The organism is Streptomyces daliensis, from assembly GCF_054782395.1.
In genome coordinates, this window is sequence record NZ_BAAGSO010000043.1 from 143,910 (window position 1) to 160,479 (window position 16,570).

The 16,570-nt window shown below is 70.7% G+C and carries 15 protein-coding genes; 12 read left to right on the forward strand and 3 right to left on the reverse strand.

Annotation, left to right across the window (positions count from 1 at the left end; all coding sequences use genetic code 11):
* Positions 1-140: 140 nt before the first annotated feature.
* Positions 141-737 carry a TMEM165/GDT1 family protein gene (locus tag ACYVOO_RS09715; protein ID WP_461015226.1) on the forward strand — a complete coding sequence of 199 codons (597 nt, stop codon included), beginning with the start codon at positions 141-143 and terminating at the stop codon, positions 735-737.
* A gap of 46 nt (positions 738-783) precedes the next feature.
* On the opposite strand, the gene ACYVOO_RS09720 is transcribed toward ACYVOO_RS09715, so the two are convergent.
* The gene (locus ACYVOO_RS09720) at positions 784-2,235 is read right to left on the reverse strand and encodes a GntP family permease (protein ID WP_461015227.1); all 1,452 of its coding nucleotides are present in this window, start codon (positions 2,233-2,235) and stop codon (positions 784-786) included.
* Positions 2,236-2,826: 591 nt separating this feature from the next.
* On the opposite strand from ACYVOO_RS09720, the gene ACYVOO_RS09725 reads away from it, so the two are divergent.
* Positions 2,827-3,156, forward strand: a complete 330-nt coding sequence (locus ACYVOO_RS09725; protein ID WP_461015228.1) for an MmcQ/YjbR family DNA-binding protein — start codon at positions 2,827-2,829, stop codon at positions 3,154-3,156.
* A gap of 74 nt (positions 3,157-3,230) precedes the next feature.
* Here the strand turns inward: ACYVOO_RS09725 and ACYVOO_RS09730 are convergent, their stop codons facing one another.
* A complete protein-coding gene (locus ACYVOO_RS09730) occupies positions 3,231-4,703 on the reverse strand; it encodes a glycoside hydrolase family 5 protein (protein ID WP_461015229.1) in 1,473 nt (490 codons plus the stop codon).
* A gap of 568 nt (positions 4,704-5,271) precedes the next feature.
* Between ACYVOO_RS09730 and ACYVOO_RS09735 the strand changes: the two genes are divergently transcribed.
* Entirely contained in the window at positions 5,272-5,973 is a 702-nt protein-coding gene (locus ACYVOO_RS09735; RefSeq protein ID WP_453343926.1) for a response regulator transcription factor, read from the forward strand.
* 285 nt (positions 5,974-6,258) lie between these two features.
* Here ACYVOO_RS09735 and ACYVOO_RS09740 read toward each other — a convergent pair whose 3' ends face one another.
* A complete protein-coding gene (locus ACYVOO_RS09740; protein WP_453343927.1) occupies positions 6,259-6,882 on the reverse strand; it encodes a TetR/AcrR family transcriptional regulator in 624 nt (207 codons plus the stop codon).
* Between the two features lie 492 nt (positions 6,883-7,374).
* Here ACYVOO_RS09740 and ACYVOO_RS09745 point away from each other — a divergent pair, with 492 nt between their 5' ends.
* The 9 genes from ACYVOO_RS09745 to ACYVOO_RS09785 all read left to right on the forward strand — a co-directional run bounded on the left by ACYVOO_RS09745 (position 7,375) and on the right by ACYVOO_RS09785 (position 16,554).
* Positions 7,375-7,992, forward strand: a complete 618-nt coding sequence (locus ACYVOO_RS09745) for a ScbR family autoregulator-binding transcription factor (protein ID WP_461015230.1) — start codon at positions 7,375-7,377, stop codon at positions 7,990-7,992.
* Between the two features lie 267 nt (positions 7,993-8,259).
* Entirely contained in the window at positions 8,260-9,021 is a 762-nt protein-coding gene (locus ACYVOO_RS09750; RefSeq protein WP_461015231.1) for a ScbR family autoregulator-binding transcription factor, read from the forward strand.
* 652 nt (positions 9,022-9,673) lie between these two features.
* Positions 9,674-10,003 (forward strand): TcmI family type II polyketide cyclase, encoded by a 330-nt coding sequence (locus ACYVOO_RS09755; protein WP_453343930.1) that lies wholly within the window; start codon positions 9,674-9,676, stop codon positions 10,001-10,003.
* Entirely contained in the window at positions 10,000-11,271 is a 1,272-nt protein-coding gene (locus ACYVOO_RS09760) for a beta-ketoacyl-[acyl-carrier-protein] synthase family protein (protein WP_461015232.1), read from the forward strand. Before ACYVOO_RS09755 ends, ACYVOO_RS09760 begins: the two co-directional genes overlap by 4 nt.
* Positions 11,268-12,497, forward strand: a complete 1,230-nt coding sequence (locus ACYVOO_RS09765; RefSeq protein ID WP_461015233.1) for a ketosynthase chain-length factor — start codon at positions 11,268-11,270, stop codon at positions 12,495-12,497. The genes ACYVOO_RS09760 and ACYVOO_RS09765 overlap by 4 nt, the downstream gene beginning before the upstream one ends.
* Before the next feature lie 103 nt (positions 12,498-12,600).
* Entirely contained in the window at positions 12,601-12,867 is a 267-nt protein-coding gene (locus ACYVOO_RS09770; protein ID WP_461015234.1) for an acyl carrier protein, read from the forward strand.
* A gap of 125 nt (positions 12,868-12,992) precedes the next feature.
* On the forward strand, positions 12,993-13,805 hold the full coding sequence (gene fabG, locus ACYVOO_RS09775; RefSeq protein WP_461015235.1) for a 3-oxoacyl-ACP reductase FabG: 813 nt from the start codon (positions 12,993-12,995) through the stop codon (positions 13,803-13,805).
* Positions 13,806-13,864: 59 nt separating this feature from the next.
* A complete protein-coding gene (locus ACYVOO_RS09780) occupies positions 13,865-14,809 on the forward strand; it encodes an aromatase/cyclase (protein ID WP_461015236.1) in 945 nt (314 codons plus the stop codon).
* Between the two features lie 2 nt (positions 14,810-14,811).
* Entirely contained in the window at positions 14,812-16,554 is a 1,743-nt protein-coding gene (locus ACYVOO_RS09785; RefSeq protein WP_461015237.1) for an FAD-dependent monooxygenase, read from the forward strand.
* Positions 16,555-16,570: the final 16 nt, after the last annotated feature.

The window sequence follows — 16,570 nt, forward strand, 5'->3', positions numbered from 1 at the left end:
GGTGGACGAGACCTTCGGCCAGGCACTGACGTGCCCGCTCGCGCGGGCACACCCGTCGTGCCGGGCCGAGCGGTCCTCCCGTCGCCCCTCTGCGGCGCCTCGCGAAGACCCGGGCCCGGCCCTTACAGAAAGCCCCCGGAATGCACCTCGACCTCCTGGCGATCCTCACCGCCTTCGGCCTGATCTTCCTCGCGGAACTGCCCGACAAGACGATGTTCGCCTCCCTGGCCATGGGCACCCGCATGCGCCCCCTGTACGTGTGGCTCGGCACGTCGAGCGCCTTCGTCGTGCACGTCGCCATCGCCGTGGGCGCGGGCAGCCTGATCGGACTGCTGCCCGACTGGATCGTCAAGCTCGTCTCCGCCGCCCTCTTCGGCTTCGGCGCGTTCATGCTCCTGCGCGGCGGCGACGGCGACGACGAGTCGGACGACAGCGGCGGCAAGACCGTGACCGGCTTCCTGCCCGTCTACTCCACCGCGTTCATGGCCGTCTTCATCAGCGAGTGGGGCGACCTGACCCAGATCACCACCGCCAACCTCGCCGCCTCCAACGGCACCTGGTCCACGGCCATCGGCTCCGCCGCCGCGCTCATGTCCGTCTCCGCGCTGGCACTGCTCGCCGGGCGCTTCATCGCCAAGCGCGTGCCCCTCAAGACCGTGCAGCGCATCGGCGGAGTGTGCATGCTCGGGCTCGCCGTCTGGTCCCTCGTCGAGGCGGTCACGGCCGTCACGGGCTGAGCCGGACGAGGGCCGGGGCGGCCTCCCCGCCCCGTATACACCTCGCTCACATCACGAAGCTCAACGCCTGGACCAGCAGCAACGCGATCACCGAGGCACCGGAGACCGTGAGGGTGCAGGTCTTGAGGGTGCCGCGGGTGGTCTGGCCCATGAGGGTCTGGAGCAGCCAGAAGGTGTTGCTGGTGGCGTGGATGGCGAACAGGGACCCGGCACCCGCGGCCAGCGCGATGAGGACGGGCGGTACGTCGAGACCTGGCGCCACAGGCGCCAGGATGCCCGCCGCCGTGATCGCCGAGGTGGTCACCGAGCCGATCGCCATGTGGAGGACGGCCGCGATGACCCAGACGAGCGCCAGCGGCGCCCACGTGCTCGCGGAGAAGGAGTCCTTGACGATGTCCCCGAGCCCCGCCTTCTCCACCACGGCGGCCAGCGAGCCGCCCACGCCGGTCAGCACCAGGATCTGGCCGCTCGTACGGAACCCCTGGTTGAAGGACTCGCCCACCGCGCCCTGCGGCAGGCACTTGCGTGCGACGAGGCAGGCGCCGACGAGGCCCGTCAGCAGCCCGATCACAGGATCGCCGAGGAAGCCGACGACGGGCGAGGTCCAGCCGGCGATCTCCGCGAAGGCGCCGGTCGCGATCATCACGAGGGCGAGCAGCAGGGGAGCGAGCGACAGGGCGAGGGGAGGGGAGGCGGGGGCGGGTGGGGGAGTGCTTCCCGCTGGCGTCCCCGCCTCCGTCTTGGCCTCCGCTTCCGTCTCCGTTGCCGCCGCCTGCGTCGGCGTCCCGGCTCCCGTCGACGTCGACGCAGCGGCCGTAGCCGGGACGGGCTCGGGAACGTCGGCCACCGCCTCGTCGACCTCGTCGCGCTCGGCGTTCCACAGGCCACGCTTGCTGAGGGCGCTGAACAGGAACAACGCGAGCACTATGGTCACGGCCGCGACGGGGAACCCGTACACGAGCATCACACCCAGCGGTATGTCCAGCAGCCCGGCCAGCGCGAGCGCTCCGATGCCGGGTACGGACAGGGCGATGCCGACCTCCACGCCCAGCGCCATGGCGGCTGCCATGCGGGCTGTGCCGTAGGGCCCGATCTTCCGGCCCAGCGAGCGGGCGATCGGCGCCGTCATCACCAGCAGCACATCGGCGAAGATCGACTGGAGCACCGTCCCCATCGTCACGGCGAAGGAGTACGGCAGCCGCTTCGGACCGAGGAGCCGCAGCAGCACGGCCACGAGTTTCTCGATGGCGCCCAGGGAGGAGAGCAGCGTCCCCAGCAGCACTCCGAAGACGATGAGCAGTCCGACCTCGGCCATCAGGTCGCCGAAACCCTTGCTGATGGTGGCCACCGTGCGCTCGGGGCCGAGCCCGCCCGCCAGCCCGAGGTAGACGGCGCCGAGGACGAGGGCGAGGGCAGGATTGACCTTCGCTCTCAGAATGAGCAGGACCACTCCGGCGATCGCGATCGCCGTGTGCACCAGGGGTGCCGCGTTTCCCATCGCTTCCCTCTCCCCGTTCCGGGTCGTGCGTGCGGGCGCGGAAGGGGGTGGGGCGTCCGGCGCGGCGTGCGCGCCCTGAGCGTCGTGTGTCGCGTTACGGGGTGAGGGCGAGCACGTTACGTCGTCGCGTGGGAATCGCCAACACGGGGGTACGCGGCAGCGTCCGGGCGGGCACCAGGCGGGGACCGCACGGGTACCGCACAGGCATCACAGCGGCACGTAAACGCCGCCGACCTGCGTGGAACCTCTTGTTCCGGTGTGCGGGGGCGGGCTATCGTCCGTGCGTATTGCCACGTTGTGGAATCCGCGTCTCAGTATGTGGTGCATCGGCGTGGCGTGAACCGAGAGTGGAACCGAGTGGAGAAGTGGCATGCGGGACAGGGCCGTTGGGGCCCTGACGAGGTGGCGGCGGTCGTGTTCGCGCCGCTGCCGGGCCCGTGCGGAAGGGGCCCGGCAGCGACGGGGTGAGAGGCATGCACCGCGCACGCTCCCAAGCGGAACGGAACAGAAGGGAACGGAAGAGGGCGGAGGAGCGGAGAAGCGAGGAGAACCAGGGCCGCGTTGTCAGACCCGCTCGCTAGGGTGGCACACATGATCGGTCCGGATGACGTACGCCGTATCGCCCTCTCCCTCCCGGAGACCACAGAGGTGCTGGCCTGGGGCATGCCCACCTTCCGCGTGGCGGGGAAGATGTTCGTCACGATGCCTGACGACGAATCCTCGTTCGCCGTGCGCTGCCCCGTCCTGGAGCGGGGCGAGCTGATAGCGGCGGAGCCCGAGAAGTTCTGGGTGCCGCCGCACGAGGCCAGTTCGTCGTGGGTGCGGGCGCGGCTGGCCGCGCTGGAGGACGGGGACGAGCTGCGGGACATCATCCAGGACTCCTGGAGACAGGCGGCCCCGGGCCACCTCCTGGAGGTGTGATCCCCCGCCCGCTCGCTCCACTCCCGCTCTGATCCCGCTCCACTCCCGCACCACAGCCGCATCACGTCACAGCCCTACGGCGTCACGGTGACCGTCACCCGTGCCCCCGGCAGCGCCCGCACGCGCACGAGCGCCGAGGTGCCCGGAGCGACGGTCCGCCTGTCGCTCACTGCCCGGCCGGCCACCGAGATCCGCCAGCCGTCGGGCGAGGGCGGCAGGGAGAGTTCGGTCGTGCCCTGGCGCCAGGGTCCCGCCGTGTAGGAGAGCCGGTGCACGCGCCCGTCGGGGTCGTAGGTGTCGGCGCGTACCCTCCCCGCGACGGCCGCGGCGTACGGAGTGGCGGTCAGCTCCTTGTTCGGCCGCAGCGCGCCCGATTCGTCGGCGGCGCAGTAGCCACCGCCGTAGCACCACACGTATCCCGCCCAGCCCGCGCTGTACCGGCCGAAGGAGGCGAGCGCGTCCTCGTAGAACTCACGCATGTGCGGGAGGCCGTTGTTGAGCGGCCCCCACTCGCCGATCACCACGGGGAGGCCGTGGCGCCGGGGGTAGGCGGTGACGGCCGCCTCGTAGGACTCGATCCAGCCCGCCGAGGGGTCGTAGTCGGCGCCCGCCTCCATCGCGGTGTTGTAGAAGTGCGGCGCGTACACCACCCTCGGGTCCTCGATCCTCCCGAGCCCCGTCGGCACGCCCTCGCCCACGATGGGGGTGGGCTCGACGAACAGCCAGCCGTCGCGGTCGGCCGAGCGGATCGCGCGGGCTGCGCGGCGGTGCATCGGGGTGATCTGCTCGGCCTCGATGCGCCGGGCCGCCGTCGGCAGGTCCTCGCCCTCCCGTAGTTCGCCCATCGGCTCGTTGAGGGGGTCGTAGCCGAGCAGCGCCGGATGCCCGCCGAAGCGCTCGGCGAGCACGCGCCACATCGACGCCTGGGCGCGCCGGAGGTCGGCGTCCTCGTAGAGATGGGTGAAGGCACGCTGCACGGCGGGCTGGAAGTACTCGGAGAACCAGTCGTCGGGCTGGGGTGTGAAGGGCAGCCCGTCGGTGCGGGTCGCCCACTCCGGGATGCCGCGGTGGCCGAACGCCGGGCCGAAGACGTCCTGATGGGCGTCGAGGAGGACGTGCACGCGGTACTTCGCGGCCCAGTCCAGGATCCGCTCGATCTTACGGAGGTAGCCCGCGCTGTAGTGCCCGCGCCGGGGCTCCAGATCGTCCCAGAAGACCAGCAGCCGGGCGAAGTTGAAGCCGTGCCCGCGCATGTCGCGGAAGTGCTTCTCGGTGATGGAGGAGAGGGCGGCTTCGCCGCGGTGCGTCTTGTCCTCCACGTTCCAGCCGCGCAGTGCCAGGGCGCGCCCCCGCGAGTCCGTCACCCGGGGCGCCCGAGGCGCCCGGGGCGGCTCGCCCTCCGCGCCGGTTCCGGGGTCGGTCTCCGTACGGGCCCCCGGCAGCAGCGGCGTCGTCCCGGACGCCGGAGTGACGCCTCCCAGGACCGCGAGCATCGCGAGCACGGCGGCGCAGACGGCCGCGACGAGAACCGGTCTCCCTGAGCGCACACACACCACACCCCTCTGTCGGCTCCGGTGCCCGCAGAGACAAACAGGAGGAGCGTGTACTGACAAGAGCCGCCGCCCCTCCGGCCCCTCACCGGACGCGCCGTCAGCTCCCCGCGGGCAGGGCCTGGTCGAGATCGCGCCACTCTTCTCCCCTCCTTCTCCGCTTTCCTCCCGCGCCCCACTCCTCTTCTGCTAGGCGCGGGAGACAGGTCGAAGCGCACTCACCCATCGCCTCACCCTTGCCCAAAGCGTGACGTCCCGTGAGGCGGAAGTCTGCTTCGTTGGTATGAACGGTCGGTTAATCGAGTGGACTTGATGGGCAATTGGGAAGAATGCGTTCGCTCGCGGCTTTGCTCCGCGTACGGAGGATTTCATTCCGTGATTTGGTCAGGATTTGTCCTGTTTTCTGGTGCACGTGCCGAGGACGTGGAACCTTTGACAAACCGGGAGCGCGGTTTGTAACGTCCTGGATCACGGTCCGGATCGGATCGTGAGCTGGGTGAGCTAGGGGGAGCCTGTGAACCAGCGTTCGGCGGACGTATTGGAGCCGCACATAGCGGGACCTCGGATGATCGAGGGCAGCACGCCGGCGAGTTGGCCGGAGCGGGAAAGCGTGTGGCGCGTACTGGTGGTCGAGAGTGACGGGGTCGAGGCCGAGGATCTGGCCGGTGGACTCCGCCGGCACGGACACGAAGTGCGCTGTGTGGGTACGGGCAGCGAGGCCATCGCCAGGTGCGGTGACGCCGACGTGATCCTCCTGGGCCTCGAACTGCCGGATCTCGACGGTCTCGGGGTGTGCCGGGGTATCCGCTCGATGAGCGATGTTCCCGTGATCGCCATGACCGGTCGCGGAAGCGAACTGGACTGCGTGCTCGGCCTCCAGGCCGGCGCGGACGACTATCTGGTGAAGCCGTACGGCTTCCGGGAACTGATGGCCCGTATGGAAGCCGTGATGCGGCGCGCGCGGGCCAAGGCGCCGACGGGCGTCGTGGTGTGCCACGGCCCGCTCCGTATCGACGCGAGCACCCGTGAGGTCAGCCTGCACGGGCGTCAGGTCGAGGTGACGCGCAAGGAGTTCGATCTGCTCTTCCTGCTGGCCTCGCACCCGGACACGGTGATTCCGCGGAAACGGCTCATGCAGCAGGTGTGGGGCGACTCCTGGTCCCGGCGCACCGTCGACACGCACGTGAGCAGCCTGCGCAACAAGCTCGGCGCCAGCGGCTGGATCATCACCGTGCGCGGTGTGGGCTTCCGGCTCGGACAGGGCTGAGCCCCCCGGCGCTGAGCCCCCCGGCCCCGCGAAGGCGGGGCCGGTCCTGTCCGCCGCGGCCACCGGCGAGCGACGCACGCGACGCGCGTGACGGATGCGACGCACGCGGCCGGTGGTCCGGCCGACGGCGCGGCCGGCCCCGCCGATACCGTCGACGGGGCCGACGCGGTCGGCACGGTTGGCGCGGCGGAGGAAAGCGGAACCCGGGGGCAAGGCGGATCCGGGGCGGTCCGTGCACGGGGACATGGGGGAATCCCTTCACGAGGCAACTGCGCCCGGCGGGGTCTAGCGCGGCAGATATCCGTTCAGGAACGCGTGGACGCCGGACGTGATGAGACGGGTGACCTCGTCGGCCGGGAGCGGCAGCGCGCCGTAGTACGAGCGGTCGATGATCTCGCCCGAGATGAGCTGGATGAAGTGGCTGGCCGCCTGGCGCGGGTCGTCGGTCTGGAGCAGCCCCTCGTCGGCGAAGCTGCGGAACCGGTCGGCGAGCGCGTACTCCACACGGACGGGCCCCGCCTCCTCCCACGCGCGCAGCAGCTCGGACGGAAGGTGTCCGACCTCGGCGCGCAACTGGCGTACCAGCGCGAAGTGGTCGGGGAAGGTGCCCAGCGGCTCGACCCAGGCGCGGCCGAAGTCGATGAGATCGGCCTCCAGATCGGTCACCTTGCGCAGCCAGCGGTCGATGACGTCGAGCTGCACATCGTGGATCTGGGTGGCGCCCTCCTCCACGATGAGGCGGAACAGCTCGGCCTTGCCGCCCTCGAAGTGGTTGTAGATGGTCCGGGTGGAGACGCCCGCCTCCTTGGCGATGGCGTCGATGCTGGTCCGCGTGTATCCGTCGCGGCCGAAGACCGTACGGGCTCCCCGTGTGATGGCCTCGCGCTTCTCCGCCAGCCTGCCTCCCACGGCGCACCTCTTTCTCGTTGCTCTGTGCGACGCCGCTCAATGGGGTACGACGTGCACTGTATTGATTACAATATACATTGTAGCCTGGCGATGTGGAACCGCCCGGGACGCATGTATATCCCGTCCGGGGGGTGCGCCGTGACCGGGGTGTCGCGGGTGCCGTCCGGTGGCCTGTTCCATGGTCGTTCCGCGGGGCCGTTCCGTGGAACGTTCCGCGGGGCCGCGCGGCCTGAGGTATTCGCTTTCCGTAAAAAAGGAAACATACCGGCAGCCTGGTTTGTTTGCTGTGTCCAGGTGGCATACATCTGGCGGAAGCCGCTCCTGGGATGTCAACGTTGTCTGCCCTTCCGGTGCGGTCCAGGTAGCTGAAAGGCCCCTTGTCGGGACGAGGGGCCGCCCGTTAAAACCAGGAAGTCGGTACGGAAGCTCTCGGCTGACGCGGCATACCGCCGCCGAGCCGGCGGGGTGGGACGGAAGGGGAGGGGCCGGTCGGTGACCAGACAGGAGCGGGCCGCGCGCACACGGTGCGAGCTGGTTCACGCCGCGGCGGTGCTGTTCGAGCAGCAGGGATTCGCCCAGACAACGCTCAACGGGATCTGCCGTGAAGTGGGGGTGAGCAGCGGAGCGCTGCACTTCCACTTCGAGAACAAGGCCGCCATCGCCAACGCCATCGAGGAGAAGGCGTCCAGCACGCTGCGCCACACCGTGTCCCGTCAGCGCCCGCGCAGAGCGGGTGCGTTACAGGAGCTGATCGACACCTCGCACGTGCTGGTGGCGCAGTTGCGCGACGACCTCATCGTCCGCTCCGGAGTGCGGCTGAGCCACGACATCGCGCGCCAGGGCGGGCCCGCCTTCCGGCAGGAGTGGCAGGCGCGGGTGCGCGCGCTCCTGGAGGAGGCGAAGGAGGACGGTTCGCTCGCCCCCGGGGTCTCCGTCGCCGAGGTGGCCGCCACCGTCACCCTCGCGACCGTCGGGCTCATGGCGCTGGGCCGGAGTGACACCGAGTGGCTTTCGGGGAGTTCGGTCACCGGCTTCTGGCGGCTCGTTCTTCCCCAGCTCGCCGGGGCGGATTTCGCGGACCGGCTGGATCCGTGCGGGGCCGCGGCATGAGAGCGGCATGAGAAAGGCGTGAGAGGAAGCGCGTGTTGTCCGTGTGCCCGCGACTACAACGTTGTAAAGCGCGGGTCAAGTGGGGGGTAAGGGTGGTCAAACTCTGGTCGGTCTCATGACGGGGAGACCGAAGGGCCACTAAGGGCTTGTTACCGTAAAGGCCGAAAACCCCACCCCCCTCTCAGGCCGGCCCGGTGCGGCAGCCGGCCGAAGCACCGCGTCCACACCGGGACGGTGCGGCGCAGCCCGTGTGACTGAGGAGCGACGTTGGCTAAGCGGGATCGGGGGATCATCACCCGGCGGCGAATTCTTGAGGCCGCGGCAGAAGTTTTCGAAAAAGAAGGCTATCAGGCGGCCACCGTCACCGAGATTGTCGAGGTGGCGAATGTCACCAAAGGCGCGCTGTATTTCCACTTCCCGTCGAAGGAGGACCTGGTCCAGGGAATCTTCGACGCGCAGGATCTCGATGTGCTGGTGCGTCCCCAGCCCGTGAAGCTCCAGGAACTCGTCGACGGCACCTATATCTTCGCGCGCCGCCTCGCGACGGAATCCCTCATCCGGGCCAGCGTCCGCATCTCCCTCGACTCGCGCACCCGCCAAGGGCTGGCCGACCGGAGCCCGTTCAAGGAGTGGACGGCCTGCGTGCTGCGGTCCCTGCGCGCGGCCGAGGCGCAGGGCGAGCTGCTGCCGCACGTCAAGCCCGCTGAGACGGCGGACCTGTGCGTCAGCGCCTTCGCCGGACTCCAGCTCACCACGCGGGCGCCGCACGAGGACGAGGACCTGCCGCGACGGCTGTCCGTCCTCCTGCACCACCTCCTGCCCAGCATCGCCGTGCCCGCGATCCTCGCCGCGCTCGATCTGTCGCCCGACCGCCTGGACGCTCTCGACGGCGCGCCCGAGAAGGACTCCTGTGTCCTCGGCGAGGACGGTTCCTGCGGCCTTCCCGATGACGCCTCCGCCGTTCTGGACGACGCGGAATCCACAGCCCTGGAAGGTGCGGAGACGCCGCCGTCCACGCTTCTCGTCTGAGCCCGTCCGGTCGTCCGAGCCCGTCCGGGCCCGTTCGGGAAACGCATGCGCCCCGCCACGTTCCGTGACATTCCGCGGACGCCTCACGCGCGGCGGTCGCACTTTCACGGGGCACCGCCACACGCACCCCGTCGCGGTGAACCGCCCCGTGAACTCACCGCACAGCTTGGGTAATTGGGCCGCGCCGCGTCAACTCTCTTTGTGTGAACTCTTTCCGCACCCCGCGCCGCCCTTTCCCGCACCGGGTGCGCATCGGGTGCGCACCGGCTACGCAGCGTATGCGCAGTGACACGTTCATTCCTCGGACAAAGCGATGACCCAACTTCACCAAGGTCTGACCTGAGTTGACTTGAGGTGTGTCCGGGGAGCGAACAAGCTGTTGACCAGCTCCCGGGGCAGTGGTCAGCGAGGCGAGACGGCCGGGGGCCTGCGGTATCCGCCGCAGGTGCGTGCGGAGGAGCGTGACCGCTCCGCGCGATGTGTCTCACCGCCGTCTCCGCGCGGCCGACGGGCACATCAGGCCGCCGTACCGCCCGCGCAGTGTGTTCACGTCCGGCTTCCGGTGGCGCCGTCCGGCGCCCGCCGCGGAGCGGGCCTGCCCGCCTGCACGTGTCACTCCCGGAGCACTTCGGTCATGGAGGAGAGAGAACGCATGCACAGTACGTTGATCGTGGCCCGCATGACTCCCGCCGCCAGCGGCGATGTCGCCAAGCTGTTCACCGAGTTCGACGCCACAGAGATGCCGCACCTCATGGGCACCAGGCGCCGTCAGCTCTTCGCTTACCGGGGTCTCTACTTCCACCTTCAGGACTTCGACTCCGACAACGGCGGCGAGCTGATCGAGGAGGCGAAGACCGACCCCCGCTTCGTGCGGATCAGCGAGGACCTGAAGCCCTACATCGAGGCGTACGACCCGGCCACATGGCGCTCGCCCGCCGACGCCATGGCCACCCGGTTCTACAACTGGGAGGCGTCCGCGTGACCGCGCGTCGCGTGGCCATCACGGGCATCGAGGTGCTCGCTCCGGGCGGCGTCGGCGTCAAGAGCTTCTGGAGCCTGCTCACCGAGGGTGCGACGGCCACCAGAAGGATCTCTTTCTTCGACCCCTCGCCCTTCCGCTCGCAGGTGGCCGCCGAGATCGACTTCGACCCCGAGGAGCACGGCCTCACCCCGCAAGAGGTGCGGCGCATGGACAGGGCGGCGCAGTTCGCCGTCGTCGCGGCGCGCGGCGCGGTCGCCGACAGCGGCATCGAGCTGTCGGAGACCGACCCGTACCGCGTCGGTGTCACCGTCGGCAGCGCCGTCGGCGCCACCATGGGGCTCGACGAGGAGTACCGCGTCGTCAGCGACGGCGGGCGCCTCGACCTCGTCGACCACGCCTATGCCGTGCCGCACCTCTACAACTACCTGGTGCCCAGCTCCTTCTCGGCCGAGGTGGCCTGGGCCGTCGGCGCAGAGGGCCCCAACACCGTGGTGTCCACGGGCTGCACCTCCGGCATCGACTCCGTCGGCTACGCCGCCGACGTCATCCGCGAGGGCAGCGCCGACATCATGATCGCGGGCTCCTCCGACGCACCCATCTCGCCGATCACGATGGCGTGCTTCGACGCCATCAAGGCGACCACACCGCGCCACGACGAGCCCGAGCGCGCCTCGCGCCCGTTCGACGCGACACGCAACGGCTTCGTCCTCGGCGAGGGCTCCGCCGTCTTCGTCCTGGAGGAGCTGGAGAGCGCGAAGCGTCGCGGCGCACACATCTACGCCGAGGTCGCGGGCTACGCCACCCGCAGCAACGCGTACCACATGACCGGACTGCGCCCCGACGGTCTTGAGATGGCCGAGGCCATCGACGCCGCGCTCGGCGAGGCCCGGATGAATCCCGAGGACATCGACTACATCAACGCGCACGGCTCGGGCACCAAGCAGAACGACCGGCACGAGACGGCCGCGTTCAAGAAGAGCCTGGGCGAGCACGCACGCCGCACCCCTGTCAGCTCCATCAAGTCGATGGTCGGCCACTCGCTGGGTGCCATCGGATCCATCGAGATCGCGGCCTCCGCGCTCGCCATGGAACACCACGTGGTGCCGCCGACGGCGAACCTGCACACACCGGACCCCGAGTGCGACCTGGACTACGTGCCGCTCACCGCGCGCGACCAGATCACCGACGCCGTACTCAGCGTGGGCAGCGGGTTCGGCGGATTCCAGAGCGCCGTGGTGCTCGCCAGGCCCGAGAGGAGCAAGGCATGACCGCCTCCGTGGTGGTGACCGGCTTGGGTGTGATGTCACCCAACGGGCTCGGCGCGCGGGACTACTGGACGGCCGTTCAGGAGGGCCGTAGCGGCATCGGCCGTGTCACTCGCTTCGACCCCACCCCTTACCCCTCGCGGCTGGCGGGGGAGATTCCCGGGTTCGTCGCGGAGGACCACCTGCCCAGCAGGCTGCTGCCGCAGACCGACCGGATGACCCGGCTCGCGCTGACGGCGGCCGACTGGGCGCTGGAGGACGCGAAGGTCGTCCCCGGCGAGCTGCCCGCCTTCGACATGGGTGTGGTCACCGCGAGTTCGGCCGGCGGCTTCGAGTTCGGCCAGAACGAGCTGCGCAAGCTGTGGAGCCAGGGCAGCCAGTACGTCAGCGCGTACCAGTCCTTCGCCTGGTTCTACGCCGTCAACAGCGGTCAGATCTCCATCCGCAACGGGCTGAAGGGCCCCAGCGGCGTCGTCGTCAGCGACCAGGCGGGCGGCCTCGACGCGGTGGCTCAGGCACGCCGTCAGATCCGCAAGGGCACACCGCTGATCCTCTCCGGCGCCGTCGACGCCTCCATCTGCCCGTGGGGCTGGGTCGCGCAGATGACCGGCGGGCGGATGAGCACCAGCGACGAGCCCGAGCGCGCGTATCTGCCCTTCGACGCCGGGGCGCGCGGACATGTGCCCGGCGAGGGGGGCGCCATCCTCGTCATGGAGGACGCGACCGCGGCGCGGGAGCGCGGGGCGCGGATCTACGGCGAGATCGCGGGCTACGGTGCCACCTTCGACCCCCGCCCTGGGTCGGCGCGGGGTCCCGCGCTGCGCCGGGCCGTCGAACTCGCCCTGGAGGACGCGAAGGTGGTGCCCGGTGACGTCGACGTGGTGTTCGCCGACGCCGCCGCCGTGCCCGAGCTGGACCGTACGGAGGCCGAGGCCGTCAGCGCCGTGTTCGGGCGCCGAGGGGTCCCGGTCACCGCGCCGAAGACGATGACGGGGCGCCTCTACTCGGGCGCCGCACCGCTCGACCTCGCCACCGCCTTCCTGGCCATGGAGGAGGACGAGATCCCGCCGACGACGAACGTCGAGGCCCTGCCGGAGTACGGGCTCGACCTCGTGACGTCCCGGCCGCGCGCGGCGCGGGTGCGTACGGCCGTCGTCCTGGCCAGGGGCCAGGGCGGCTTCAACTCGGCCGTCGTCGCCCGCGCGGGGAGCGCGGCGGGCGACGCCTAGGAACGGGCCGGTGCGGACCGCACACCGCCATGCGACTCCGCGCCATGTGCCACCGCGCCATGTGTCATCGCGCACCACCTCACCGACGACGAAAGGAACTCACGTGTCCACCAAGGAATTCACCCTCGACGACCTGCGCCGCATCCTCCGCGAGGGCGCGGGCGAGACCGTGGACCTCGACGGCGACATCCTCGACACCGGCTTCGAGGAGCTGGGCTACGAGTCGCTGGCGCTCCTGGAGACCGGGGGCCGCATCGAGCGCGAGTACGGCATCACGCTCGACGACGCCGCGCTGACCGACGCCGTCACCCCGCGCGCCCTCATCGAGGTCGTCAACGCGGACCTGGCCGGGGCCGAGCGCGCCGCCTGACGTGGCGGGCCGCCGGGGCCCGCGCCGCACCCGGCGGCCCGCCACCCCCTCGCACCCCCGCACGTCGCACCACCACGCACCCGCACACCCCCACCGTCACCACCCCGTACGAAAGAGGAGCACACATGCCGCAGCAGACGCAGCAGACGCAGCTGACGCAGCAGGAGAAGCCGACCGCGCTGATCACCGGTGCCACCAGCGGGATCGGGCTCGCCACCGCCCGCCTCCTGGCCGGGCAGAACCACCGCGTCTTCATCGGCGCGCGCACGGCCGAGAGTGTGACCTCCACCGTCAAGCAGCTCCGCGAGGAGGGCTTCGAGGCCGAGGGTGCGGCGGTGGACGTGCGTTCCGACGAGGACGTGAAGGACTTCGTACGGGCCGCCGTCGACGCCTTCGGCACCATCGACGTGCTCGTCAACAACGCCGGACGCAGCGGCGGCGGTGTCACAGCCGACATCGCCGACGAGCTGTGGCACGACGTCATCGACACCAACCTCAACAGCGTCTTCCGGCTCAGCCGCGAGGTGCTGAACGCGGGCGGCATGCGCCACAAGAGCCGTGGCCGCATCATCAACATCGCCTCCACGGCGGGCAAGCAGGGTGTCGTCCTCGGCGCGCCCTACTCCGCCTCCAAGCACGGCGTCGTCGGCTTCACCAAGGCACTCGGCAACGAGCTGGCCCCGACCGGCATCACCGTCAACGCGGTGTGCCCCGGCTATGTCGAGACGCCCATGGCGCAGCGCGTCCGGCAGGGCTACGCGGCGGCCTACGACAGCACCGAGGACGCCATCCTGGAGAAGTTCCAGGCCAAGATCCCCCTCGGCCGCTACTCCACCCCGGAGGAGGTCGCGGGCCTCGTCGGTTACCTCGCCTCCGACAGCGCCGCCTCCATCACCTCGCAGGCCCTCAACGTCTGCGGCGGCCTCGGCAACTTCTGACCCGCCTCATCACCCCGCCCGCCCACCGTCCCCAGCCCCGGAACCCAAGGAGACAGAGCATGTCGCAGCAGGAAACGCGCGAGGTGGAGCACGAGATCACTGTCGAGGCACCGGCGGCAGCCGTCTACCGGCTGATCGCCGAGGTGCACAACTGGCCGCGGATCTTCCCGCCGACCATCTACGTCGACCACCTGGAGCGCGGCGAGCACGAGGAGCGGATCCGCATCTGGGCTACGGCCAACGGCGAGCCGAAGAACTGGACGTCGCGCCGCACCCTCGACCCCGAGGGCCTGTGCATCGGCTTCCGTCAGGAGGTGTCCACACCGCCGGTGGCCGCCATGGGCGGTGCCTGGATCATCGAGCCGCTCTCGGAGAGCGCGTCGCGGATCAGGCTGCTGCACGACTACCGCGCGGTGGACGACGATCCCGAGGGCCTGAAGTGGATCGACGAGGCCGTCGACCGCAACTCACGCTCCGAGCTGGCGGCGCTGAAGACGAACGTCGAACTCGCCCACGCCTCCGAGGACTTGACCTTCTCCTTCGAGGACAGCGTGGAGGTGGACGGCTCGGCGAAGGACGTCTACGACTTCGTCAACGAGGCCGACCAGTGGGCCGAGCGGCTGCCGCACGTGGCGACCGTACGGCTGGAGGAGGAGACCCCCGGGCTCCAGACGCTGGAGATGGACACCCGCGCCAAGGACGGCTCCACCCACACCACGAAGTCGTACCGCGTGTGCTTCCCGCACCAGAAGATCGCCTACAAGCAGGTCACCCTGCCCGCGCTGATGACCCTGCACACCGGCTACTGGACCTTCGCCGAGACCGACGAAGGTGTGACCGCGTCCTCGCAGCACACCGTCGTCCTCAACACGGACAACATAGCGAAGATCCTCGGGCCCGAGGCCACCGTCGCCGACGCGCGCGAGTACGTGCACACCGCGCTCAGCAACAACAGCCGCGCCACGCTCGGCCACGCCAAGGACTACGCGGAGAAGAAGCGCTGACCATGGCACCCGAAACCGCCACACCGCCGGGCACACGGCATGGCACGCAGCCGGACACGTGGGACACCCAGGTGCTCGTCGTCGGCGCGGGCCCCGTCGGGCTGATGCTCGCCGGGGAACTGCGCCTCGGCGGCGCCGACGTGGTCGTACTGGAACAGCGCGCGGCACCCGTCGAGGAGTCCCGCGCCTCCACGCTGCACGCCCGCACCATGGAGATCCTCGACAGCCGGGGACTGCTGGCGCGCTTCGGCACCCTCCCGAACCAGCGCCGGGGCCACTTCGGCGGCATCCCCATGGACCTGACGCTGCCCGGCCCGTACCCCGGCCAGTGGAAGGTGCCCCAGCCCACCACCGAGCGGCTGCTCCAGGACTGGGCGCTCTCCCTGGGCGCCGACGTGCGCCGGGGCCACACCCTCCGCGGGCTCACCGACAACGGCGACCACGTGGCGGCCGACGTGGAGGGTCCCGAGGGGCCGCTGCGGCTGCGTGCCGCGTATCTCGTGGGGTGCGACGGGGAGCGCGGTGACGTGCGGCGGCTGGCCGGTATCGGGCTGCGCGGCACCGAGGCGGGGCGCGAGCTGGTGCGGGCCGACGTGGCGGACATCGACATCCGCGACCGCAGGTTCGAGCGGCTGGAGCGCGGGCTCGCCATCGCCTCGCGCGGCGCGGGCGGCCTCACCCGGGTGATGGCGCACGCCTACGGGCGCCCGCCGCGCGACCGCGGCGGCAAGGCACCCGACTTCACCGAGGTGGCCGAGGTGTGGCACACCGTCACCGGCGAGGACATCTCGCACGGCACCCCGGTGTGGACGAACGCCTTCGGCGACGTGTGCCTCCAGGCCACCGACTACCGCAGGGGCCGCGTCCTGCTGGCGGGCGACGCCGCGCACCAGCAGTTGCCCGCCGGGGGACAGGCACTCAACCTCGGCCTCCAGGACGCCGTCAACCTGGGCTGGAAGCTCGCCAGGACCGTACTCGGCACCGCGCCCGGCACCCTGCTCGACACGTACCACGCCGAACGGCACACCGCCGGAGCGCGCATCCTGGCGAACATCCAGACCCAGGCACTGCTGCTGCTCGGCGGCCGGGAGGCCGACGGGCCGCGCGCCGTCATGACGGAACTGATCGCCTACGAGCCCGCCGTGCGCCGCAGACTGGCCGGGATGGTGTCCGGGCTCGGTGTCGCCTACGGCACGGACGAGGACGGGCACCCGCTGCTCGGTGTGCCGCTGCCCCATCTGAACCTGGTGGCCGACGGTGCGCACACCACCAGCGCCGCGCTGCTGCGCGAGGGACGCCCCGTGCTGCTCTCGCTGGGAGGTGCCGTCGAGCACGGCGGCTCCGCGCGCCTGGCGGCGGCGGTCGCGCCCTGGGCGGGGCGGGTCAGCCATGTCAGGGCCGCGCTGGCGCCCATGTCAGGGCCCGCCTCGCCGGACGCGTCCGGGGGCGGAGCCGGGACCGTCTCCGGGTCCGCCTCTGGAGCCGCCGCCCCCGTGTCCGCGTCCGACAGCGCGTGCCCCGGCTACCCCGAGCCGCGCATCGACAGCGGTGAGGCCGTGCTCCTGCGCCCGGACGGCCACGTCGCCTGGGCAGGGACCGGCGAGGAGACCGGTGCGCTGACGGAGGCGCTGAGGTACTGGTTCGGCCCGCCCGACGTCGGCTCACCTCGCACCGGCCCGCCCAACTCCGGTCCGCCCAACTCGCCCCAGGACGGCGCGCGTTCCGCCGCCGCCCCACCCTCGTGACGTCCCACTGGAGAGA